The following is an 18586-nucleotide window of genomic DNA, read 5'->3' as shown; positions in this document are numbered from 1 at the left end:
ACATGTTAAGCCGTACCGCTGATTGTCTCTACTGGATGGCCCGCTATACCGAGCGTGCAGAAAATACTGCCCGTATGCTCGATGTCAATCATCAAACCTCCCTATTGCCACAACCCAAAGAGTTCCTTGAGCAAAGCTGGAAGAAGTTACTCACTATCTCCAAGCTGGAAGATGCTTTTTTAAGTAACTATGATGTCGTGAATCGCGAGAATGTTTTGGATTTCATGATTTATGAAACCAGCAATCCATCAAGCATTGTTTCCTGTCTTTATGCTGCACGTGAAAACGCCCGTGTGATTCGGGGGAAAATTACTTCCGAAGTTTGGGAAACCCAAAATACTACTTGGCTAGAGTTACAACGCATTCTGGAGGCAAGACATCAAGCTGACCATAGCAGACTACTTGAGTGGGTAAAACACCGCTGCCACCTCTTTAGAGGGGTGCTGCATGGCACTATGCTAAAAAATGAAGCCTTCTACTTTATTAATGTCGGCACGCTCCTGGAACGAGCTGACAATACTGGCCGTATTCTAGAAAACAAATATGAAGATCAAGCGGCACTGAAGGTCCTCAACCCTAAGATAGGCTCTGATGAGGGTACCGATGGTCAGTTCTTTGATTTCTATCACTGGGCTGCATTACTGCGCTCAGTTTCTGCTTTTGAGATCTATCGTCAAATCTATTCTGATCAAGTAAGCCCTCAGCAGGTTGCTGAACTACTGATTTTCAATAAACAAATGCCGCGCTCATTAGTCTGTTGCGTCAATGAACTCATTCCTTTGATTTCTGAAGTGAAGAACCAACAATCTAAAGAGATTGAACGTTTATTGGGTAAGCTCAAGGCTAGTCTAGACTTCTCCGATATTGATGAAGTCTTTGAGCAAGGTTTAGAAGAGTTTATTGAAGTCTTTCTAGAGCGCATTAATCATATCGCCGATGAGTTTAGTAATGCTTATCTAATCCCATTAGCAACTAACTAAGAGTTAGTAAACTATGCGCTTAAAAATTCGTCATCGCACTGAATATCGTTATGAGACTCCGGTACGCTACTCCATCCAGGAGTTGCGTCTGACGCCACCATCTATTAAAGGTCAAGAGATTCATAAATGGAAGGTGAGCACCCCCATTAAATCTACAAGCTCAATCGATACTTTTGGAAATGTGTGCAACGTATTTGTTCAAGAGAGTCCTTACACCTCAATGATGATTGAAGCTGAGGGGGAAGTGCACACCCAAGATGCCTTTGAGTTTATTGATGATGCAAAGGCGGTTTCACCCTACTATCTTTTACAGCAAACCCATTTGACCGAACCTACCGAAGAGATGCTGAAATATTTTTCAGCCAACCTGCCAAAGATGAACTCTGTGGATGAAGTTTTAAAGTTAGCTGCTGCAATTCAAAAAACCATTGAATATTCACCAGGTCAGACAAACTTTGCTACTACTGCTGCTCAATCGTTTGCCATGAAATCAGGTGTATGCCAAGATCATGCTCACATCATGCTCGGACTATGCCGCGCATCCAACATTCCAGCCCGCTATGTCAGTGGATATTTCTTTGCTGAAGAGTCCCCCAATCTTGCGAGTCATGCTTGGATAGACTTTTGCAGCGATATTGATCAGGGCGTTTGGATCAGCGTTGATATCACTCATGCATGTCTGGTGGATTCACGCCATATTCGATTGGCTATTGGTCGCGATTACTACTCTGCAGCACCCGTCAAAGGCGTTCGCTCTGGCGGTGGCGGCGAGGAACTGAGTGCCAGCATCTCTATCCAACAACTAGCCTAGCAGCTCTATCGAGATATTTAAGGGATAATTTCAGAAATGATGAATAAGGGCTAGGGTATGACGTACTGTATTGGACTTTGCTTAAAAGACGGCTTGGTTTTTCTCTCCGATACCCGCACTAATGCTGGTGTAGATCAAATCGGCACCTTCAGGAAAATGAGCATTTTCCAAAAGAGCAATGACCGCTTCTTTGTAATGATGAGCGCCGGCAATCTAGCAATTACTCAGTCTGTTAAAGAGATACTGCTTCAAGGACAGCTTTTCAAAGGCAAAAATCTCTGGACAGCTAAAAACTCGTATGAAGCAGCAGTGGTAGTAGGTGATGCCATCAAGCAAGTGTATGACCGTGATCATGTGGCGCTTGAAAAAGCTGGTCTTGACTTTAATTGCAATATGATTTTTGGTGGTCAGGTAAAAGGTGAGGCCCCACGCCTATTTAATATTTACTCTGCTGGTAACTTTATTGAAGCCACCCCCGAGACCTGCTATTTCCAAATTGGCGAATCCAAATATGGCAAACCAATTTTGGATCGCGTACTCAATTTCACTACACCACTAAATCTAGCAACTAAGTGCGCCTTGATTTCTATGGACTCCACTCTGAAAAGTAATATTTCAGTTGGATTGCCATTGGATATGTTGGTTTATGAAAAAAATTCTCTCAAGGCCACTAAGCTTGTCACCCTAGATGATAGGAACCCCTATTTCGCCATGATTCATCAATCCTGGGGTGAGAAGTTGCGTGAGGCCTTTAATTCGATTCCCGAGCCCAGCTGGAGCGGCGCAAATAAATCGAGCGCCATCTCCATTCCTGCCAAGAAAATAGGGGCTGTTCCAATCAACCATCCACCATCGATATCGCGCGCAAAGGCCACAACCAGCAAACCCGCTAAGAAAGCGGCAATTAAAAAGGTAGTAGCCAAGAAAAAGTAAATTGAGTGGCCCCAATAAAAAAGCCTAGATTCAATCTAGGCTTTTTTAACACTATTGATTACTGTAACTTGCTTAGGCTTTTAAACTCTTACCCAACATTTCCCAGGTTTCGACTACGCTATCTGGATTCAATGAGATGGAAGTAATACCCTTCTCTACCAACCAACGCGCAAAGTCTGGGTGGTCTGATGGGCCTTGGCCGCAGATACCCACGTACTTGTTTTGCTTGCGGCAAGCATCAATTGAGCGCGCAATCATAAACTCCACTGCTGGATCACGCTCATCAAAGTCAATTGCAAGCAATTCCATACCAGAGTCACGATCCAAGCCCAGGGTAAGCTGAGTCATATCGTTAGAGCCGATAGAGAAACCATCAAAATACTCGAGGAATTGATCGGCCAGAATGGCGTTCGATGGAATCTCGCACATCATGATGAGGCGCAAGCCATTCACACCACGCTTGAGACCAAATTTCTCCATCATATCAATCACACGTTTCGCTTGATTGATAGTGCGAACAAATGGAACCATGATCTCAACGTTATCAAGACCCATATCTTCGCGGACGCGCTTCATTGCAGCGCACTCAAGGGCAAAGGCTTCACCAAAATCCTCGGATACATAACGTGATGCGCCACGGAAGCCCAGCATTGGATTTTCTTCATCGGGCTCGTAACGTGAGCCGCCAATCAACTTCTTGTACTCATTGGATTTAAAGTCTGACAGGCGAACTATCACCGGTTTTGGATAAAAAGCGGCTGCAATCGTTGCTACACCCTCAACCAATTTATCTTCATAGAACTGGCGCGGGCTAGCATAACCACGAGCCACACTCTCCACTGCGCGCTTGAGATCTGGATCAATATTTGGATACTCAAGCACCGCACGCGGATGAACACCAATGTAGTTGTTAATGATGAACTCGAGACGGGCAAGACCTACACCTGCATTAGGAATTTGGCAGAAATCAAATGCCAACTGAGGATTGCCAATATTCATGGTGATCTTCACTGGAATCTCTGGCAATACGCCACGAGATACTTCAGTCACCTCAGTCTCGATTAAGCCATCATAAATATGGCCTTCATCACCTTCGGAACAAGAAACAGTCACCATCATGCCATCCTGTAAATGCTCGGTAGCATCGCCGCAACCTACAACCGCAGGCACGCCTAACTCACGCGCAATAATTGCAGCGTGGCAAGTACGTCCACCACGGTTAGTAACAATGGCAGAGGCACGCTTCATTACCGGCTCCCAGTTAGGATCCGTCATATCAGCTACTAAAACGTCGCCTGGCTGAACGCGATCCATTTCGCTTGGGTCACGAATAATTCTGACGGGGCCAGCACCAATCTTTTGACCAATCGCACGACCTTTTGCCAATACCTTTGAGCTACCTTTGAGTTTGTAGCGCATCTCGACTTGGCCAGCCGCCTGACTCTTCACAGTCTCTGGACGGGCCTGCAGAATATAGATGCGACCATCTTGGCCATCTTTACCCCACTCGATATCCATTGGACGGCCATAGTGTTTTTCAATAATGACTGCGTACTTAGCCAATTCAGTGATGTCAGCATCCTCCAAAGAAAAGCGATTGCGCTTTTCTGGAGTGACATCGACTGTTTGCACTTTCTCAGCAGAGCCCTTGGGTGCAAATTGCATCTGAATGAGCTTAGAACCCAAAGAGCGACGAATGATTGCTTTTTTATCTTGAGCTAATGTGGTTTTAAATACATAAAACTCATCAGGGTTTACCGCGCCCTGAACCACTGTCTCACCTAAACCGTAGCTTGAAGTGATAAAGACTACATCTTCAAAGCCTGATTCAGTATCCAAAGTAAACATCACACCTGCAGCGCCAAGGTCGGAGCGAACCATGCGCTGAATACCTGCAGATAAAGCTACTTCAGCATGGGCAAAGCCCTTGTGCACGCGGTAAGAAATTGCGCGATCGTTATAAAGAGAAGCAAATACTTCGCGGATCTTCTTTAAAACATCGTCAATACCTTCAACGTTCAAGAATGTTTCTTGCTGTCCAGCAAAAGAAGCGTCCGGCAAGTCTTCTGCAGTGGCAGATGAACGAACAGCAAATGAACCTTTACCAGAATCATCCAATACAGCAAATCCCTTACGAATTTCTTCTTCAAGCTTTGGCTGAAATGGTGCCGTCTCAATCCAGTTGCGGATTTCAGCACCAGCTTCAGCTAATGCACGCACATCATCAATATTCAAACCTTCCAAACGCTTTTGAATGCGCTCCGTCAGGTTGTTATGCGTCAGAAAATCACGAAATGCTAATGCGGTAGTAGCAAAACCAGTTGGCACGCGTACTCCTGTTGAAGCCAGCTGAGAAATCATCTCACCCAATGAAGCGTTCTTACCGCCGACAGATTCAACATCTGTCATGCGAAGTTGCTCAAAAGGCAAAACATAGGCATCTACCATACTGCTATTTTGTTGCTGTTGGTTGGACATAAAATACTCTCTAAGGATGGAAAAACTGGTCAGGCAGCCACTCAAAATGGGGCATACTTCAATAAATCCTATTGTAGTGCTGACCCTGACCCCTTAGGCCAAATCCATGTCTACCGAAATGCGTATTGTTTTTATTGTTTCCGACGGAACCGGCATTACCGCCGAGAACTTCAGCCAATCGATTTTGGCCCAATTCGAGGCCAGTTTTAAGCACATCCGTATCCCTTTCGTGGATAGCGTCGATAAGGCTCATGATGCCGTTAGCAGCATTAACCAGGCGTTCAATAAATATGGGGTACAGCCTATCGTATTCACCACTTTGGTGAATACGGAACTCAACAATATTGTCGCTAAGGCGAATGGCCTTATTTTGGATATGTTCCAAACTTTTGTGGCGCCACTAGAGGCTGCCTTGGGCTTGAAATCTACTCACGCCATGAACCGGCTGCACCACAATGCCGATACCGACGCCTACAAAAATCGTATCGAGGCTATCAACTACTCCTTAGCTCACGATGATGGGCAATCCAATCAAAATCTTGCGGATGCTGATGTGATTCTAGTTGGCATCTCACGGGTTGGAAAAACACCGACCAGCCTTTACTTAGCAATGCAATATGGATTGAAAGCCGCAAACTATCCATTGATCCCTGAAGATTTTGAACGCGGGCAATTACCTAAAGACTTAGTACCGTTCCGCCAAAAGATTTTTGGCCTCATGATTGATGCTGAGCGACTTTCAGAGATTCGTAATGAACGTCGTCCGGGCAGTAATTACGCCAAACTCGAAAACTGTCGCTATGAAATTAATGAAGCGACTGCGATGATGAAAAAACAGTCCATTCCCTGGGTTTTAACAACGAGTAAGTCAATTGAAGAAATTGCGACTACCGTTTTACAGGCTATCAAATCCGATAAAACAATACTGGGTTAGTTTTACTTAGCTGCGCCTGACACGCATCGTCTCAAATAAGCAGACGGCTGCTGCGGTAGAAACGTTAAGGGATTCAACTCGTGGGTCTATTGGAATTGATACCCCTTTAGCTTGAGCCAGAAGATCCTCAGAAACCCCTTGCCCTTCGCTGCCCATGATCCAGGCAACTGGGTGGAGTAGGTCCTTTTTAAGTGAGAAGAGCTCTTCTTCTGCATCTGCAGTGGCAGCCAACATCGGCGCAGTTACCGCACTCAGTGCTTGTTGATTAGACCAACCCTCATATAAGTCCAATAAGCGGTGTGCGCCCATCCCAGCACGTAGAACTTTACTTGACCACAAATGCGCACAACCCGTTGTAGTAATCACTTGGGTGAAGCCTGCAGCTGCAGCAGTGCGCAATATCGAACCCACATTACCGGCATCCTGAATACGATCCAAGATGACAACATCGCCATCCAATGTTGCGATCGATTGTGGTGGAGCCAAATAAGCTTTTGGAAGATCTAGTAGACCCGCAATATGTGGCGCATTCACTAGATCACTTAACAAATCCCATAAGGCGCTATCCAGTTGGTAAACTTTGGTATCTGGACATATTTCTATATGCTCATAGACTGCCTGTGAGATTTCTACATTCTTCAGGCCCAGCTCAGAGGTAAGCAGGATCTTCAAAGCAGGATCTCCAACCCAGGTCTGCACAAGATGAATACCTTCTAATAAAGCCTGGCCGCTAGCCAGTCTTGCCTTCTGCCCCTTAGAACCGGTCGCTTGGAGATTGCGAATCTCCTTAAATAAAGGATTCTCTTTGGAGGTAATGAGATCAAAGTTCATGTTAGCTCACTATACCCTCGAGCACTTTTCGCACAGGCGAAAAGCTTCTACGATGCTGATCACAGATACCAAACTCCTTTAAAGCTGCAAAGTGAGCTTCAGTTGGATAGCCCATGTGCTGTGCGAACCCATATTGTGGATAGCGATTGTGCAATTCTTGCATCTGGCGATCACGCGTTACTTTTGCAATGATAGATGCCGCTGAAATTGCCTGCTCTTTAGAATCCCCTTTGATGATTGCCTCAGAAGGTATTGGTAACTCAGGGCAACGATTGCCATCAATCAGGGCTTTATCTGGCCAAGAGCCTAGTCTGCCAGTTAAATCCTCAACGGCACGACGCATCGCCAACATCGTGGCTTGCAAAATATTAATATCGTCAATCTCTGCAGGGCTGGCCTCACCAAGACCCCAGGCTTTTGCCTTTTCCATAATCTGCTCGTACAGAAACTCTCGGCGCGCGGCCGTCAGTTTCTTGGAGTCTTTTAAACCAGCGATTGGATTATTGGGATCAAGCACCACCGCCCCTGCCACAACCGATCCAACAAGCGGTCCACGTCCTGCTTCATCAACACCACAGACCCAAATCAGACTCACGAATTGACTCTTTTCTGACGACTATTAGCAATGGTTTGAGCAACCGCTTGCGCAACCAAAAGGCCAGTTGGTCGACGAAGTGTCTCGTGCATTTGTGCAAAGCGTGCTTTTAGCTCGGCAACTTTTCCGGGATTGTCTAACCACACTTGCAATGCCTTGGCCAATTTTTGAGGAGTAGCATCATCTTGCAAGAGCTCTGGTACTACAAACTCACCACATAAGATATTGGGCAATCCTACATAAGGCAGGTACCCTTGGCGCTTCATGATTTGCGCAGTAAGCCAGGGTACCTTATAAGAAATCACCATTGGCTTTTTCCATAAGGCTGCCTGTAAGGTGGCTGTGCCACTGGCAATCAGTACTACATCAGAGGCTTCTAATACTTCATCCGCCATACCATCAAGTAAATGAATCTCAATATCTGGATTTTTGGTTTTAGTCTTAATGAGAAGCTCTTCGAGGGGCGCACGTAGTCTTGGCGTTGCTACTGGAATCAAAAAATGGAGCTTGTGACCCTTGAGCCGTTCTGCTAGCAGCTCTATCGTTTCAAAAAAGACCGGCGCTATCAATTCAATCTCTGAACTACGACTACCTGGTAAAACGGCAATCACCATTCCATCAAGCGTATCGCTGGGGAGCTTTTGTATATTCGTAATTTTTTCTCGAGCCTGATTTGCATTTGGCTCAAGTGGAATTTCACTTGCAAGAGGGTGACCTACATAGGTTGATGCCACACCTGCACGATCGTAAATCTCAGTTTCGAACGGAAAAATACATAACATTCGCTCGACAGCTTGAGAAATTTTCTTAATGCGCCCCGCTCTCCACGCCCAAATGGATGGAGAAACAAAATGTAAGGTCGGAATACCTACTTTACGCAATTGCAGCTCTACGCCTAAATTAAAATCCGGCGCATCGATTCCCAAATAAACGTCGGGGCGCCTCTCACCCATCAGATTTTGGATGAGCTCTTTACGAAGCTTAAGAATGGCGGGAAGCTGTTGAATTGCCTCAACGTAACCCCGAACACTCAAGGTCTCCATCGGCCAATCAGAGCGCATGCCCTCAGCTTGCATACGAGGACCCCCAATGCCATAAACCTCTAAGCCAGCCATATCCGGAATTTGATTTAAGGCACTAAGTACTGGTGCAGCAAGTAAATCACCAGAAGGTTCGCCAGCCACACAAGCTAACTTAGGCAAAGCAGAACCTTACCGAATGATGCCGCGCGTAGAGGCGGCAATAAAATCATGAAACTGGGTCAGTTTTTCCGTAGTGGCAACATCGGCTGCATTTGCAGTAATCATTTTTTTGATTTCTACCTTAGCATCCTCAAAACTTAAGCCATCCTTGTAGAGAACCTTATAGGCCTGACGTAATGCAGAAATTGTTTCACTGGAGAACCCACGGCGCTTTAGACCCTCAACGTTAATACCGTGTGGAGTAGCCTTATCGCCAGCAGCAATGACAAACGGCGGAATATCTTGAACTAAAACAGAAGCCCCACCAAGCATGACATGCTGTCCAATACGGACAAATTGATGAACTCCAGACATGCCGCCCATAATGGCCCAGTCTTCCACTTGGACATGACCTGCAATTTGAGCATTACTAGAGAAAATAGTGTGATTACCGACTTGGCAGTCATGTGCAATATGCACATAAGACATGATCCAGTTATCGCTACCAATACGAGTGATGCCGACATCCTGCGCCGTACCAGTGTGAATGGTTGTAAATTCTCGGATGGTATTTCGATCACCAATAATGAGTTGAGTAGGCTCGCCACGATATTTCATATCCTGAGGGGCGCCACCAATTGAGGCGAAATGGGCAAAATGATTATCTTTGCCGATCGTAGTGTAACCCTCGATGACGGTATGTGAGCCCACTTTTGTGCCGGCGCCAATCTTTACATTGGGGCCGATGACAGAATATGGACCAATCTCAACATCGCCAGCCAGCTCGGCTTTGCTATCAACAACGGCTGATGCATGAATCTGATTCATTACGCACCTTTCGAACGAACTGCACAGGTAATATTTCCTTCAGCAGCAATCTCACCATCTACAGTTGCCTGAACAGCAAACTTATAGATGCCTGCACGTCCCCGCTCTAGCTTGGCAGTCATAATCAACTGGTCACCTGGCAATACTGGCTTTTTAAAACGCGCACCATCAATACCAGCAAAGTAATAGATAGCGTCTTCGGCACGCTCTTCTGAAAATGTCAGCAAGGCAGCAGTCTGAGCTAGTGCTTCAATAATGAGAACGCCTGGCATTACTGGAAAATCTGGAAAATGCCCCTGAAAGAATGGCTCATTCATCGTTACATTCTTGAGAGCGGTAATCGTTTCACGAGGAGTAATTTCAAGCACGCGATCGACTAATAAAAACGGATAGCGATGCGGCAATAACTTCAGAATCTTATTGATATCGATCGCATTAGTTTTACTCATAAATTACCTGCTTAAAAGTGAATATGAAATTTCCAAGAGCTCTATGACTCTGAATGCTTGCCTTTGTCCAACAAACGCAAGCGTTGACGTATTTTATCTAGGCCACGCAAAATGGCAGCATTTTTCTCCCAAGCACTGTGGGGCATCGAGGGGTAAACCCCCGTGAAATGCTGTCCTGGCTCAGTAATAGAGCGAATGATGGAGGTATTGCCCGAAACGGTGGTTCTATCGGCGATAGTAAGATGTCCTGCAAAATTGGCTGCTCCGCCAATGATGCAGAAATGACCGATTTTTGTACTACCTGAAATAGCAGCGCATCCGGCAATCACACAGCACTTGCCAATAAGGACATTGTGCGCAATTTGCACTTGATTATCTATTTTTGTTCCAGCGCCAATCATGGTGTCACTCATCGCGCCACGGTCAATCGTAGTTGATGCACCAATCTCTACATCATCACCAATGACTACCCGACCAGTTTGCGGGATCTTGACCCACTCACCACCGCTAGCAGAAAAATCTGGAGCAAATCCGAAGCCATCTGCACCAATAACGGCACCACTGTGAATAATGCAGCGCTCGCCAATTTGAGTCTCATGGTAAATAGACGCCGAGGGGTAAATCAGCGTATCGCTTGCAATCTCGGTATTCATTGCGACGCTAGTGTTACCTAAAATTGCCACGCGCTCACCTAGTTTTACTCCAGCGCCAATCTGCACAAAAGGGCCAATATGGCATGAAGCAGGAATCGTTGCCGTGGCATCTATTACGGCGCTTGGATGGATTCCTGGGGCATATTTTGGCGCACTTGCTTTTGCAAAATACTGGGCGATTTTGGCAAAAGTTGCGTAAGGATTTTGAGCAACAAAGTAAACCCGTTTCGAAGTGTTCTCAGTCGGATTTGCCTGCAAGAACTCTAAATCAGCTTTATTAACAATCAATGCACCCGCTGCGCTATCACTCGCCTGCTGGCGATACAGTGGATTAGAAAGAAAGGAGATTTGGTTGGGCTGCGCCTGTTCTAAAGGGGCGAGTCCGATAAATGCTGTGGAGGCCTCCCCCACCAAGCTTGCTTGAAACTGTTCGGCCAGCTCGATGGCGGTGGGCATAAAACTTACTTAAGACTATTCAAAGCCTTGATGACATCATCAGTTACATCGGCCTTAGGGCTAACATAAGCTGCTTCTTGAACAATGACGTCAATTTTTCTTTGTTCAGCAATTTGGCGTAACACTAGGTTTGCTTTTTCAGCAATCTTGGCGCGCTCTTCAAACGTACGCTGATTAAGATCTTCTGTGAATTCGCGTTGCTTACGTTGTAATTCACGATCTTGATCAGCCAACTCACGTTGACGACGAATACGCTCTGCCTCATTCATGACTGCAGCATCACGATCTAATTTTTCAGCTGCTGATTTAATCTTTTGTGCACTGTCACGCAAATCATTTTGGCGCTTAGTGAATTCATTTTGCAAACGGGTTTGCATTGCCTTTGCCAGATTGGACTCATTAAATACTTTTTCAGAGTTCACAACCGCTACACGAGTACCCGCATCTTGTGCATAGACTTGTGCGGCTGACATCGTTGCTAGCGTAGCAACTAAACCGATTTGAATGCATTTAGAAAAATGATAAAACTTCATAAAACTTTCCTCAAACAATTAGAACGCTGTACCAACTTGGAACTGTAAACGCTGCACGTTAGCAGTTGGATACGGCTTATACGGTATACCGTAGCTAAACTTGAGCGGTCCCAAGGGTGAAATCCATGATATACCCAATCCATAAGAATAACTCAAAACGAGATTGATATTCTCTCCAAAGGCATTACCGCCATCGATAAACGCAAAAGTACGCAATGTCTTATCAATACCTGAGCCAGGAACTGGAACGGTATATTCCACATTGGTTACGATCTTCGATTGCCCGCCTGTTGGCTGGTTGATACCAAGTGTCGTGTTGTAGAACTGTGGTCCAAGCGATCCGGGCGAATATCCACGCACAGAACCGATGCCGCCAACATAGTAGTTTTTGGTAATTGGGAATGGATTACTTCCATAAGCCTCACCGTAACCAACCTCACCATTAAAGGACAGAATATTTCCTTTTGAGAATGAATGGTACTTTTGATACTGCCCGAACAAACGATAGAAAGTCATATTACCTGCCGGGGTGCCTACTTCTGCAGACAACTGCTGCAAAGAACCTGCGGAAGGAATCAAGGCACTATCGCGACCATCGCGAGACCAACCTGCGGTCAATGGAATGTTATAGGTAGTCAGCGTTCCAGGATATCCCGGTGGTGCAATGCCATAGCTTTGCGCATAACTTAAATAAGGTTGAGGAGTATTCGATGTAGTTTGAATCTGATAAGCCTCAAGACCCGTTCCAAAGAAAATTCGATCCACTTCAGTATAAGGAACACCAAACTTAAGGTTTGAGCCAACGGACTTAATTTGATAATTGGTATCGCCAACATAATAAAGAGGCTTTGAAGACCGGTAGAACAAGTCGGTGTAGCGACTAATACCATCTTCAGTAAAGTATGGATCGTAATTAGATAGGGTGAGATTTTGATTAATCTTTCCTAAAGAAAAATTTAAGCCAACTGCCGTGCCTGTACCAAATGCATTCTCTTGATTAATACCCGCTGACAGAATTAACTTTTCTGTAGATGAAAAACCAGCACCAATCGTTACCGCGCCAGTGGGCTTTTCAGTAACCTTTACCTTCACATCCACCTGGTCAGGAGATCCGGGGACATCCTCGGTAGTGATATCGGTCTCGGTAAAGTAACCCATGCGACCCAAACGCTTTTTAGATAAATCGATCTTGTCACTATCAAACCAAGAGCTTTCAAACTGACGCATTTCTCGACGAATCACAATGTCGCGAGTTTTTGCGTTACCAGAAATAGCTACTTGACGAACATAGATTCGACGTCCTGGGTCAACCACCAACGTTAAATCAACCTCTGACTTGTCACGACGCACATCAGGCTGTGGATTAATGGTTGCAAAAGCATAGCCATATGAACCTAAAATCTCGGCGATTGCCTTGGTGCTCTCCGTCAATTTCGCAGAAGAAAAAGTATCGCCAGGCTTTAGCGTAACCAACTGCATTAACTCGGCCTCTTTACCTAAAGCATCGCCAGCTATACGAACATCTTTTACTGTGAACTTTTTACCCTCATTAATACTGATAGTGAGGTAAATGCCTTTTTTATCCGGAGTGATCGATACCTGGGTGGATTCAATAACAAACTCAAGATATCCACGATTCAAATAATAAGAGCGAATAGTTTCCAAGTCAGCAGTCAGCTTTTGCTTGGAATACAAGTTATCTTTGCTATACCAGGATAACCAACCACCAGTTTTAAGCTGCATCTCTCCCTTGAGGGTACTCTCGCTAAATGCCTCGTTACCGATGAAATTGACCTCTTGAATTTTGGCAACAGGACCTTCATCAATATTAAAATAAATGGCTACTTGATTACGCTCAAGCGGGGTAACTGTAGCTACTACTTCAGCCGCATACATACCCTTTCCGACATACTGACGTTTAAGTTCTTGTTCGGCCTTATCAATTAAGGCCTTGTCATAAAAACGTGCTTCTGACACGCCCACAGCCTTCAATGACTTTCGTACAATCTCTTGGTCAAACTCCTTCATTCCAGTAAATTCAATACGAGAAACTGTTGGGCGCTCTTCAACAATCACAATCAGAACGTTACCCTGAGCCTGAATTTGTACGTCTCTAAAAAAACCAGTGCTATACAAAGCCCTAATTGCTTCCCCACCCTTTTCTTCTGTGAAAGTATCTCCAACTTGCACAGACAGATAACTAAAGACCGTACCTGGCTCAACGCGCTGCAATCCCTCTACGCGAATATCCCTAACGACGAAAGATTCAGCTGCATACACATGCAAACTGAGTGCGACAGAAATGACCAACAAAAGCTGGGCTACTAGACGGGATGGGATACGAAAAGGTGAGATCAGAAAGTTCAAGGCGAAAAATAACGTTGTAAATCATTAAACAAGGCTAGCAGAGACAGGGAAATCAGCAGTAGAAAGCCCACTTTCTGGAACTGTTCTTGTACCGAAATCGATAGTCTCTTACCAGCGACTAACTCCCATGCATCATACAGTAGCTGACCCCCATCAAGCATTGGGAACGGGAGCAAATTCAGCAAGCCAATGCTAATACTCATAAGTGCCAAAAATGCAAAAAAGGGCTGCCAACCTACCTGGGCAGACTTGCCCGCCATATCCGCAATACTGAATGGCCCCCCGAGCTGCTTTAAGGAGGTATTTCCGGTAAACAGTCCAGCCATCAGCCTTACCGAGACCTTGGTAATAAGCCATACCCTCTCGGCCGCAAACCCAATAGCGTCAACTGGCCCCAATTTCAAGTTAATCCACTCTGCCAGAGGTAGCGGCTGAGGCAGAACACCAAGAGCTAACATCGGGTCATTTTCTGGGCCTGGCTGAGCCATATCTGAGGCTAAAAAGGTCTTGACGTAGCTATTGCCAGAGGGGCTCAGCATTTCCAAGGAAAATCCAGATTCAGCGGTAAGGGCATCCAATAGAATCCAGCGCAAAGCATTCCAACTAGGCACCGGCTCAAATTCACCAGAAATGGGCACAGAATTTGGGCTCGGTAGTCTCTGCCAACCAATCACACGATCCCCTTCTAAAACACCCAATTTAGCGGCCACTGAATTTTCAGGTGGCGCTTTCAAGATCGCAGGTAATTGTGGCGCACCAGAAACGTAAATCACAGCGAATAAAACTACCGCTAAGAAAAAATTAGCGAATGGGCCAGCTGCAACAATCAAAGACCGCTGCCACAGCGGTTTGCAATCAAAAGCTTCTAACTGGTCTGTGGTAGTAATCGTTTGCTGACGATCTCGCCCATCTAGCAACTTCACATAACCGCCTAAGGGAATGGAAGCGAGAACCCACTCTGTTTTATTCTTGGCAACATAGGTAAATAAGGGTTTACCAAATCCAACAGCAAATCGAAGTACGCGTACGCCACACAAGCGCGCCGCTAAAAAATGTCCAAACTCGTGAAAACTCACGAGCACACCCAGGGTGACTAAAAATGCAGCGAGGGTAATAAGTGCCTGCAAATAAATTCCTAATAACTTTTTAAATTAAGAGTTGAAAGTTTTAATGAAATCACGCGCTACTGTTCTAGCTTGCGCATCAATCTCCAAAATAGATTCGATTGAACCTGCATCTGCCACTGGAATAGCGCTTAGGGTTTTCTCAACCACCTTAGGGATTTGCAAATAAGGCATACCTTCATCCAAAAATGCTGCCACCGCAATCTCATTAGCTGCATTCAGAACGGTAGGCGCTGTGCCACCTACTTTTGCAGCGGCAAATGCTAAAGACAAACAAGGGAAGCGAGCTAAGTCTGGCTCGTTAAAACTCAACGCCGCTAATTGGGTCAAGCTTAATGGCGCAACACCCGCATCAATTCTCTCGGGCCAAGCTAAACCATAAGCAATTGGAGTGCGCATATCCGGTTGACCTAATTGAGCAATCACAGAGCCATCTCGGTAGCGCACCATGGAATGCACCACGCTTTGCGGATGAATTAATACTTTAATTTTTTCTAAAGACATGCCGAATAGCCAAAAAGCCTCAATCACTTCGAGACCTTTATTCATCATCGTTGCTGAATCAACGGAAATTTTTCTGCCCATCACCCAGTTTGGATGGGCGCAGGCTTGCTCAGGAGTAATGCCTCCCAATTGATCCAATGGAGTATTGCGAAATGGGCCACCGGAAGCAGTTAACCAAAGCTCCTCAACACCCAAGCCTGGTGATGGCGCTTTCGTATATTGGTTCGGTAGACACTGAAAGATGGCATTGTGCTCACTATCAATGGGTAGCAACTCGCCTCCGCCCTGCTTCATAGCCTGCATGAATAGATTGCCAGACATGACTAAAGCTTCCTTGTTTGCTAGCAAGACTCTTTTACCTGCTTTGGCTGCTGCTAAAGTTGGCACCAAGCCTGCAGCACCCACTATGGCTGCCATGACGGTGTCGCATCCGGAGTCTGTAACCGCAGTTACTAGAGCCTGGGGACCATACAGTACTTGTGTATTAATTTTCTGTTCGCGCAATAACTTCTCTAGACGAGCTGCGCCATCGGCATCGGCAAGCACTGCAATTGCAGGCTTAAATTCTATGCACTGCTGTGCTAATCGATCTACTTGCTTGCTTGCTGTCAGTGCGACCACCTTAAACCGCTCTGGATGCGCACGAATCACATCCAGCGTATTAACACCGATAGAACCGGTAGATCCCAGAATAGCAACTTGCTTTATTGCCATCAGACGAATCCCGCCAATATTGCTGCAATCGGCATCGCTGGAATTAAAGCATCCACCCGATCAAGGACGCCGCCATGCCCCGGCAATAGTTGACTGCTATCTTTCACGCCAGCTAAACGCTTTAACTGAGACTCGAAGAGATCCCCAAAGATACTAAATGCAGTCAGCACAGTCACCATCACAAACATAGGCACCCAACCAAACCGAATCGCCCAAGCGCCAAACAGGGTAGATTCAAAAGGTAAATAGATTACGCAAATTAAGGCATAGCCATAACAAAGCACTAGACCGCCAAGAGCACCTTCAATTGATTTTCCTGGACTGATTTGTACTGCCAATTTATGTTTGCCAAACGCCTTACCAACAAAGTAAGCCCCAATATCAGCCACCCAAACCAAAGTGATGCTAGTCAACAAAAACGTTAAACCTAGCTCACGCAAGAAGACCAATGAAAACCAAGTTGCTGGCAAGAGAATTAATCCAATAACCACATAGAAGGGACGCAACTTTTGCAAAGACAGGTTCATGCCCCTAGCCAATATAAATGGTGCAATAAAGAACCAAAAGAGAACGGCTAAAAGCAGTAAACCAAATTGCCAAGAGGCATTTTGCATACCAAGCAAGAGCAAAATAATAGCCAGGCAGAACAATGCATACAGCCACGCCGCCCGAGCTGACTGTGGCGTCAACAAGCGACCCCACTCCCAAGCAGCCGCTAATAAAGCCACCAAGAAGAAAGCGCCGATATATACCGCTGGCAATAAAAATAAGGTCGGCAAAAATACTGCCAACAAAACAAGGGCAGTAATGATTCTGGTTTTCAACATTTTAGATAGCTTGAGTAATTAAACAGGATCGCATAGGACTTGCGATGCAAGTTGAGCGCTAGTCCGCCCAAAACGACGCTCACGCTGACCAAACCAATCAAACGCTTTATGAAGTTCAGCCTCATCAAAGTCTGGCCACAAAACGTCTGTGAAATATAACTCTGTATAAGCTAATTGCCATAATAAGAAATTACTAATACGCTGCTCACCACCAGTGCGAATAAACAAATCTGGCTCTGGAGCATAAGCCATCGAAAGATGGGGCTGCAGTAAATCCTCGCTGACATCCTGAGGCTGTAAGTTCGGGTTAGCAGCCAAGCACTTACTCATTGCTTGCAGAATATCCCAGCGACCACCGTAGTTCGCAGCGATAGTCAGAGTCAGCGCCTTACAACCCGCAGTCTTGTCTTCAGAAAAGTTCACCATTTCCTGAATGGCGCCATCAAAACGACTTAAATCCCCAATCAAACGTAAGCGGATATCGTTTTCAGCAAGGCGCGAAACTTCACCCTTGAGCGATTTAAGAAATAACTTCATCAGAAAGCCCACTTCTTCAGGTGGACGACGCCAGTTCTCTGAACTAAATGCAAATACCGTTAAGTATTCAACACCAATTCGACGACATTCTTGAACAATTTTGCGCACAGACCCCAAACCTTCAGAGTGGCCTGCGACTCGGGGCATCATGCGCTTACTGGCCCAGCGACCATTACCATCCATGATGATCGCCACATGGCGAGGAATGGCGCTTACCTCTGGAATATCCTTGGTTGAGCTAAGGTGTTGGGTCATAAGAAGCAAAAATTCAATCGGGTCTTTAAACCGTCATGATCTCTTTTTCTTTTTCAGAGATGATCTTATCGATATCGACAACTGCTTTGTCTGTCATCTTCTGAATATCGTCAGTCGCACGACGCTCGTCATCCTCAGAAATTTCTTTATCTTTAGTGAGGCGCTTTAAATGCTCATTAGCATCACGGCGCAAATTACGGACTGCAATCTTGGCATCTTCACCTTCGCTCTTCACCACTTTAGTAAGCTCACGACGACGCTCTTCAGTCAAAGCAGGCATTGGTACGCGGATCACAGTGCCTTGTGATGCCGGGTTTAAACCTAAATCTGAATCACGAATTGCTTTTTCGACCGCAGCAACCATTGTTTTTTCAAATGGCTGAACATTAATAGTGCGAGCATCAGCCAACCCCAAGCTAGCAACTTGACTCAAAGGGGTTGGATTACCGTAGTACTCCACCTGAATATGCTCCAAAATTCCGGGATTAGCACGACCCGAACGAATCTTTGCCAAACTGCTCTTCAAAGACTCAAGAGACTTTTGCATCTTTTGATCGGTTGTGGATTTAATTTCTGCTGCAGACATCAGGCCTCCT

18 protein-coding genes are annotated in these 18586 nt (G+C 45.6%); 4 read left to right on the top strand and 14 right to left on the bottom strand.

Annotation, left to right across the window (positions count from 1 at the left end; translation table 11 throughout):
* Positions 1-2 precede the first annotated feature (2 nt).
* The 3 genes from B6A14_RS06015 to B6A14_RS06005 are packed head-to-tail and all read left to right on the top strand — an operon-like array spanning position 3 to position 2724.
* Positions 3-980 carry an alpha-E domain-containing protein gene (locus B6A14_RS06015; RefSeq protein WP_087909568.1) on the top strand — a complete coding sequence of 326 codons (978 nt, stop codon included), beginning with the start codon at positions 3-5 and terminating at the stop codon, positions 978-980.
* Between the two features lie 13 nt (positions 981-993).
* The gene (locus tag B6A14_RS06010; RefSeq protein WP_087909566.1) at positions 994-1791 is read left to right on the top strand and encodes a transglutaminase family protein; all 798 of its coding nucleotides are present in this window, start codon (positions 994-996) and stop codon (positions 1789-1791) included.
* 57 nt (positions 1792-1848) lie between these two features.
* Positions 1849-2724, top strand: coding sequence for a peptidase (locus B6A14_RS06005; protein ID WP_087909564.1), 876 nt, complete (start codon positions 1849-1851; stop codon positions 2722-2724).
* Between the two features lie 72 nt (positions 2725-2796).
* On the opposite strand, the gene ppsA is transcribed toward B6A14_RS06005, so the two are convergent.
* On the bottom strand, positions 2797-5202 hold the full coding sequence (gene ppsA, locus B6A14_RS06000) for a phosphoenolpyruvate synthase (RefSeq protein ID WP_201721485.1): 2406 nt from the start codon (positions 5200-5202) through the stop codon (positions 2797-2799).
* Positions 5203-5308: 106 nt separating this feature from the next.
* Between ppsA and ppsR the strand changes: the two genes are divergently transcribed.
* Positions 5309-6136: a posphoenolpyruvate synthetase regulatory kinase/phosphorylase PpsR gene (ppsR, locus tag B6A14_RS05995; protein ID WP_087909561.1), complete on the top strand. Its 828-nt coding sequence runs from the start codon at positions 5309-5311 to the stop codon at positions 6134-6136.
* A 6-nt stretch (positions 6137-6142) separates the two neighbouring features.
* Here ppsR and B6A14_RS05990 read toward each other — a convergent pair whose 3' ends face one another.
* The 13 genes from B6A14_RS05990 to frr are packed head-to-tail and all read right to left on the bottom strand — an operon-like array spanning position 6143 to position 18576.
* Complete coding sequence (locus tag B6A14_RS05990) at positions 6143-6967, bottom strand: TrmH family RNA methyltransferase (protein ID WP_087909558.1); 825 nt, start codon at positions 6965-6967, stop codon at positions 6143-6145.
* A 1-nt stretch (position 6968) separates the two neighbouring features.
* Positions 6969-7562: a ribonuclease HII gene (gene rnhB / locus B6A14_RS05985; RefSeq protein ID WP_087909555.1), complete on the bottom strand. Its 594-nt coding sequence runs from the start codon at positions 7560-7562 to the stop codon at positions 6969-6971.
* Positions 7559-8764: a lipid-A-disaccharide synthase gene (gene lpxB / locus B6A14_RS05980; RefSeq protein WP_087909552.1), complete on the bottom strand. Its 1206-nt coding sequence runs from the start codon at positions 8762-8764 to the stop codon at positions 7559-7561. The genes rnhB and lpxB overlap by 4 nt, the downstream gene beginning before the upstream one ends.
* Positions 8765-8773: 9 nt before the next feature.
* Positions 8774-9571 carry an acyl-ACP--UDP-N-acetylglucosamine O-acyltransferase gene (gene lpxA / locus B6A14_RS05975; RefSeq protein ID WP_087909549.1) on the bottom strand — a complete coding sequence of 266 codons (798 nt, stop codon included), beginning with the start codon at positions 9569-9571 and terminating at the stop codon, positions 8774-8776.
* Positions 9571-10020 carry a 3-hydroxyacyl-ACP dehydratase FabZ gene (gene fabZ / locus B6A14_RS05970; protein WP_087909546.1) on the bottom strand — a complete coding sequence of 150 codons (450 nt, stop codon included), beginning with the start codon at positions 10018-10020 and terminating at the stop codon, positions 9571-9573. The genes lpxA and fabZ overlap by 1 nt, the downstream gene beginning before the upstream one ends.
* A 41-nt stretch (positions 10021-10061) precedes the next feature.
* Positions 10062-11129 carry a UDP-3-O-(3-hydroxymyristoyl)glucosamine N-acyltransferase gene (gene lpxD / locus B6A14_RS05965; protein WP_087909544.1) on the bottom strand — a complete coding sequence of 356 codons (1068 nt, stop codon included), beginning with the start codon at positions 11127-11129 and terminating at the stop codon, positions 10062-10064.
* 5 nt (positions 11130-11134) lie between these two features.
* The gene (locus B6A14_RS05960) at positions 11135-11662 is read right to left on the bottom strand and encodes an OmpH family outer membrane protein (RefSeq protein ID WP_087909541.1); all 528 of its coding nucleotides are present in this window, start codon (positions 11660-11662) and stop codon (positions 11135-11137) included.
* Positions 11663-11680: 18 nt separating this feature from the next.
* Positions 11681-14020, bottom strand: a complete 2340-nt coding sequence (gene bamA, locus B6A14_RS05955) for an outer membrane protein assembly factor BamA (protein ID WP_407947076.1) — start codon at positions 14018-14020, stop codon at positions 11681-11683.
* 5 nt (positions 14021-14025) lie between these two features.
* Entirely contained in the window at positions 14026-15156 is a 1131-nt protein-coding gene (locus B6A14_RS05950) for a M50 family metallopeptidase (protein WP_087909536.1), read from the bottom strand.
* Positions 15157-15180: 24 nt separating this feature from the next.
* Positions 15181-16371, bottom strand: a complete 1191-nt coding sequence (gene ispC, locus B6A14_RS05945; protein ID WP_087909535.1) for a 1-deoxy-D-xylulose-5-phosphate reductoisomerase — start codon at positions 16369-16371, stop codon at positions 15181-15183.
* Complete coding sequence (locus tag B6A14_RS05940) at positions 16371-17198, bottom strand: phosphatidate cytidylyltransferase (RefSeq protein ID WP_087909534.1); 828 nt, start codon at positions 17196-17198, stop codon at positions 16371-16373. The genes ispC and B6A14_RS05940 overlap by 1 nt, the downstream gene beginning before the upstream one ends.
* A gap of 18 nt (positions 17199-17216) precedes the next feature.
* Positions 17217-17990, bottom strand: a complete 774-nt coding sequence (uppS, locus tag B6A14_RS05935; RefSeq protein ID WP_087909533.1) for a polyprenyl diphosphate synthase — start codon at positions 17988-17990, stop codon at positions 17217-17219.
* Positions 17991-18015: 25 nt separating this feature from the next.
* Positions 18016-18576, bottom strand: a complete 561-nt coding sequence (gene frr / locus B6A14_RS05930; protein WP_087909532.1) for a ribosome recycling factor — start codon at positions 18574-18576, stop codon at positions 18016-18018.
* Positions 18577-18586 lie beyond the last annotated feature (10 nt).

Source organism: Polynucleobacter hirudinilacicola (genome assembly GCF_002192535.1).
In the GTDB taxonomy this organism is placed as follows: domain Bacteria; phylum Pseudomonadota; class Gammaproteobacteria; order Burkholderiales; family Burkholderiaceae; genus Polynucleobacter; species Polynucleobacter hirudinilacicola.
This window is presented reverse-complemented; position numbering and strand designations above follow the sequence as displayed.

Coding starts and splice junctions, on each gene's coding strand:
- B6A14_RS06015 (WP_087909568.1), top strand. CDS start 3: ATGTTAAGCCGTACCGCTGATTGTCTCTACTGGATGGCCCGCTATACC.
- B6A14_RS06010 (WP_087909566.1), top strand. CDS start 994: ATGCGCTTAAAAATTCGTCATCGCACTGAATATCGTTATGAGACTCCG.
- B6A14_RS06005 (WP_087909564.1), top strand. CDS start 1,849: ATGACGTACTGTATTGGACTTTGCTTAAAAGACGGCTTGGTTTTTCTC.
- ppsA (WP_201721485.1), bottom strand. CDS start 5,202: ATGTCCAACCAACAGCAACAAAATAGCAGTATGGTAGATGCCTATGTT.
- ppsR (WP_087909561.1), top strand. CDS start 5,309: ATGTCTACCGAAATGCGTATTGTTTTTATTGTTTCCGACGGAACCGGC.
- B6A14_RS05990 (WP_087909558.1), bottom strand. CDS start 6,967: ATGAACTTTGATCTCATTACCTCCAAAGAGAATCCTTTATTTAAGGAG.
- lpxA (WP_087909549.1), bottom strand. CDS start 9,571: ATGAATCAGATTCATGCATCAGCCGTTGTTGATAGCAAAGCCGAGCTG.
- fabZ (WP_087909546.1), bottom strand. CDS start 10,020: ATGAGTAAAACTAATGCGATCGATATCAATAAGATTCTGAAGTTATTG.
- lpxD (WP_087909544.1), bottom strand. CDS start 11,129: ATGCCCACCGCCATCGAGCTGGCCGAACAGTTTCAAGCAAGCTTGGTG.
- B6A14_RS05960 (WP_087909541.1), bottom strand. CDS start 11,662: ATGAAGTTTTATCATTTTTCTAAATGCATTCAAATCGGTTTAGTTGCT.
- ispC (WP_087909535.1), bottom strand. CDS start 16,371: ATGGCAATAAAGCAAGTTGCTATTCTGGGATCTACCGGTTCTATCGGT.
- B6A14_RS05940 (WP_087909534.1), bottom strand. CDS start 17,198: ATGTTGAAAACCAGAATCATTACTGCCCTTGTTTTGTTGGCAGTATTT.
- uppS (WP_087909533.1), bottom strand. CDS start 17,990: ATGACCCAACACCTTAGCTCAACCAAGGATATTCCAGAGGTAAGCGCC.
- frr (WP_087909532.1), bottom strand. CDS start 18,576: ATGTCTGCAGCAGAAATTAAATCCACAACCGATCAAAAGATGCAAAAG.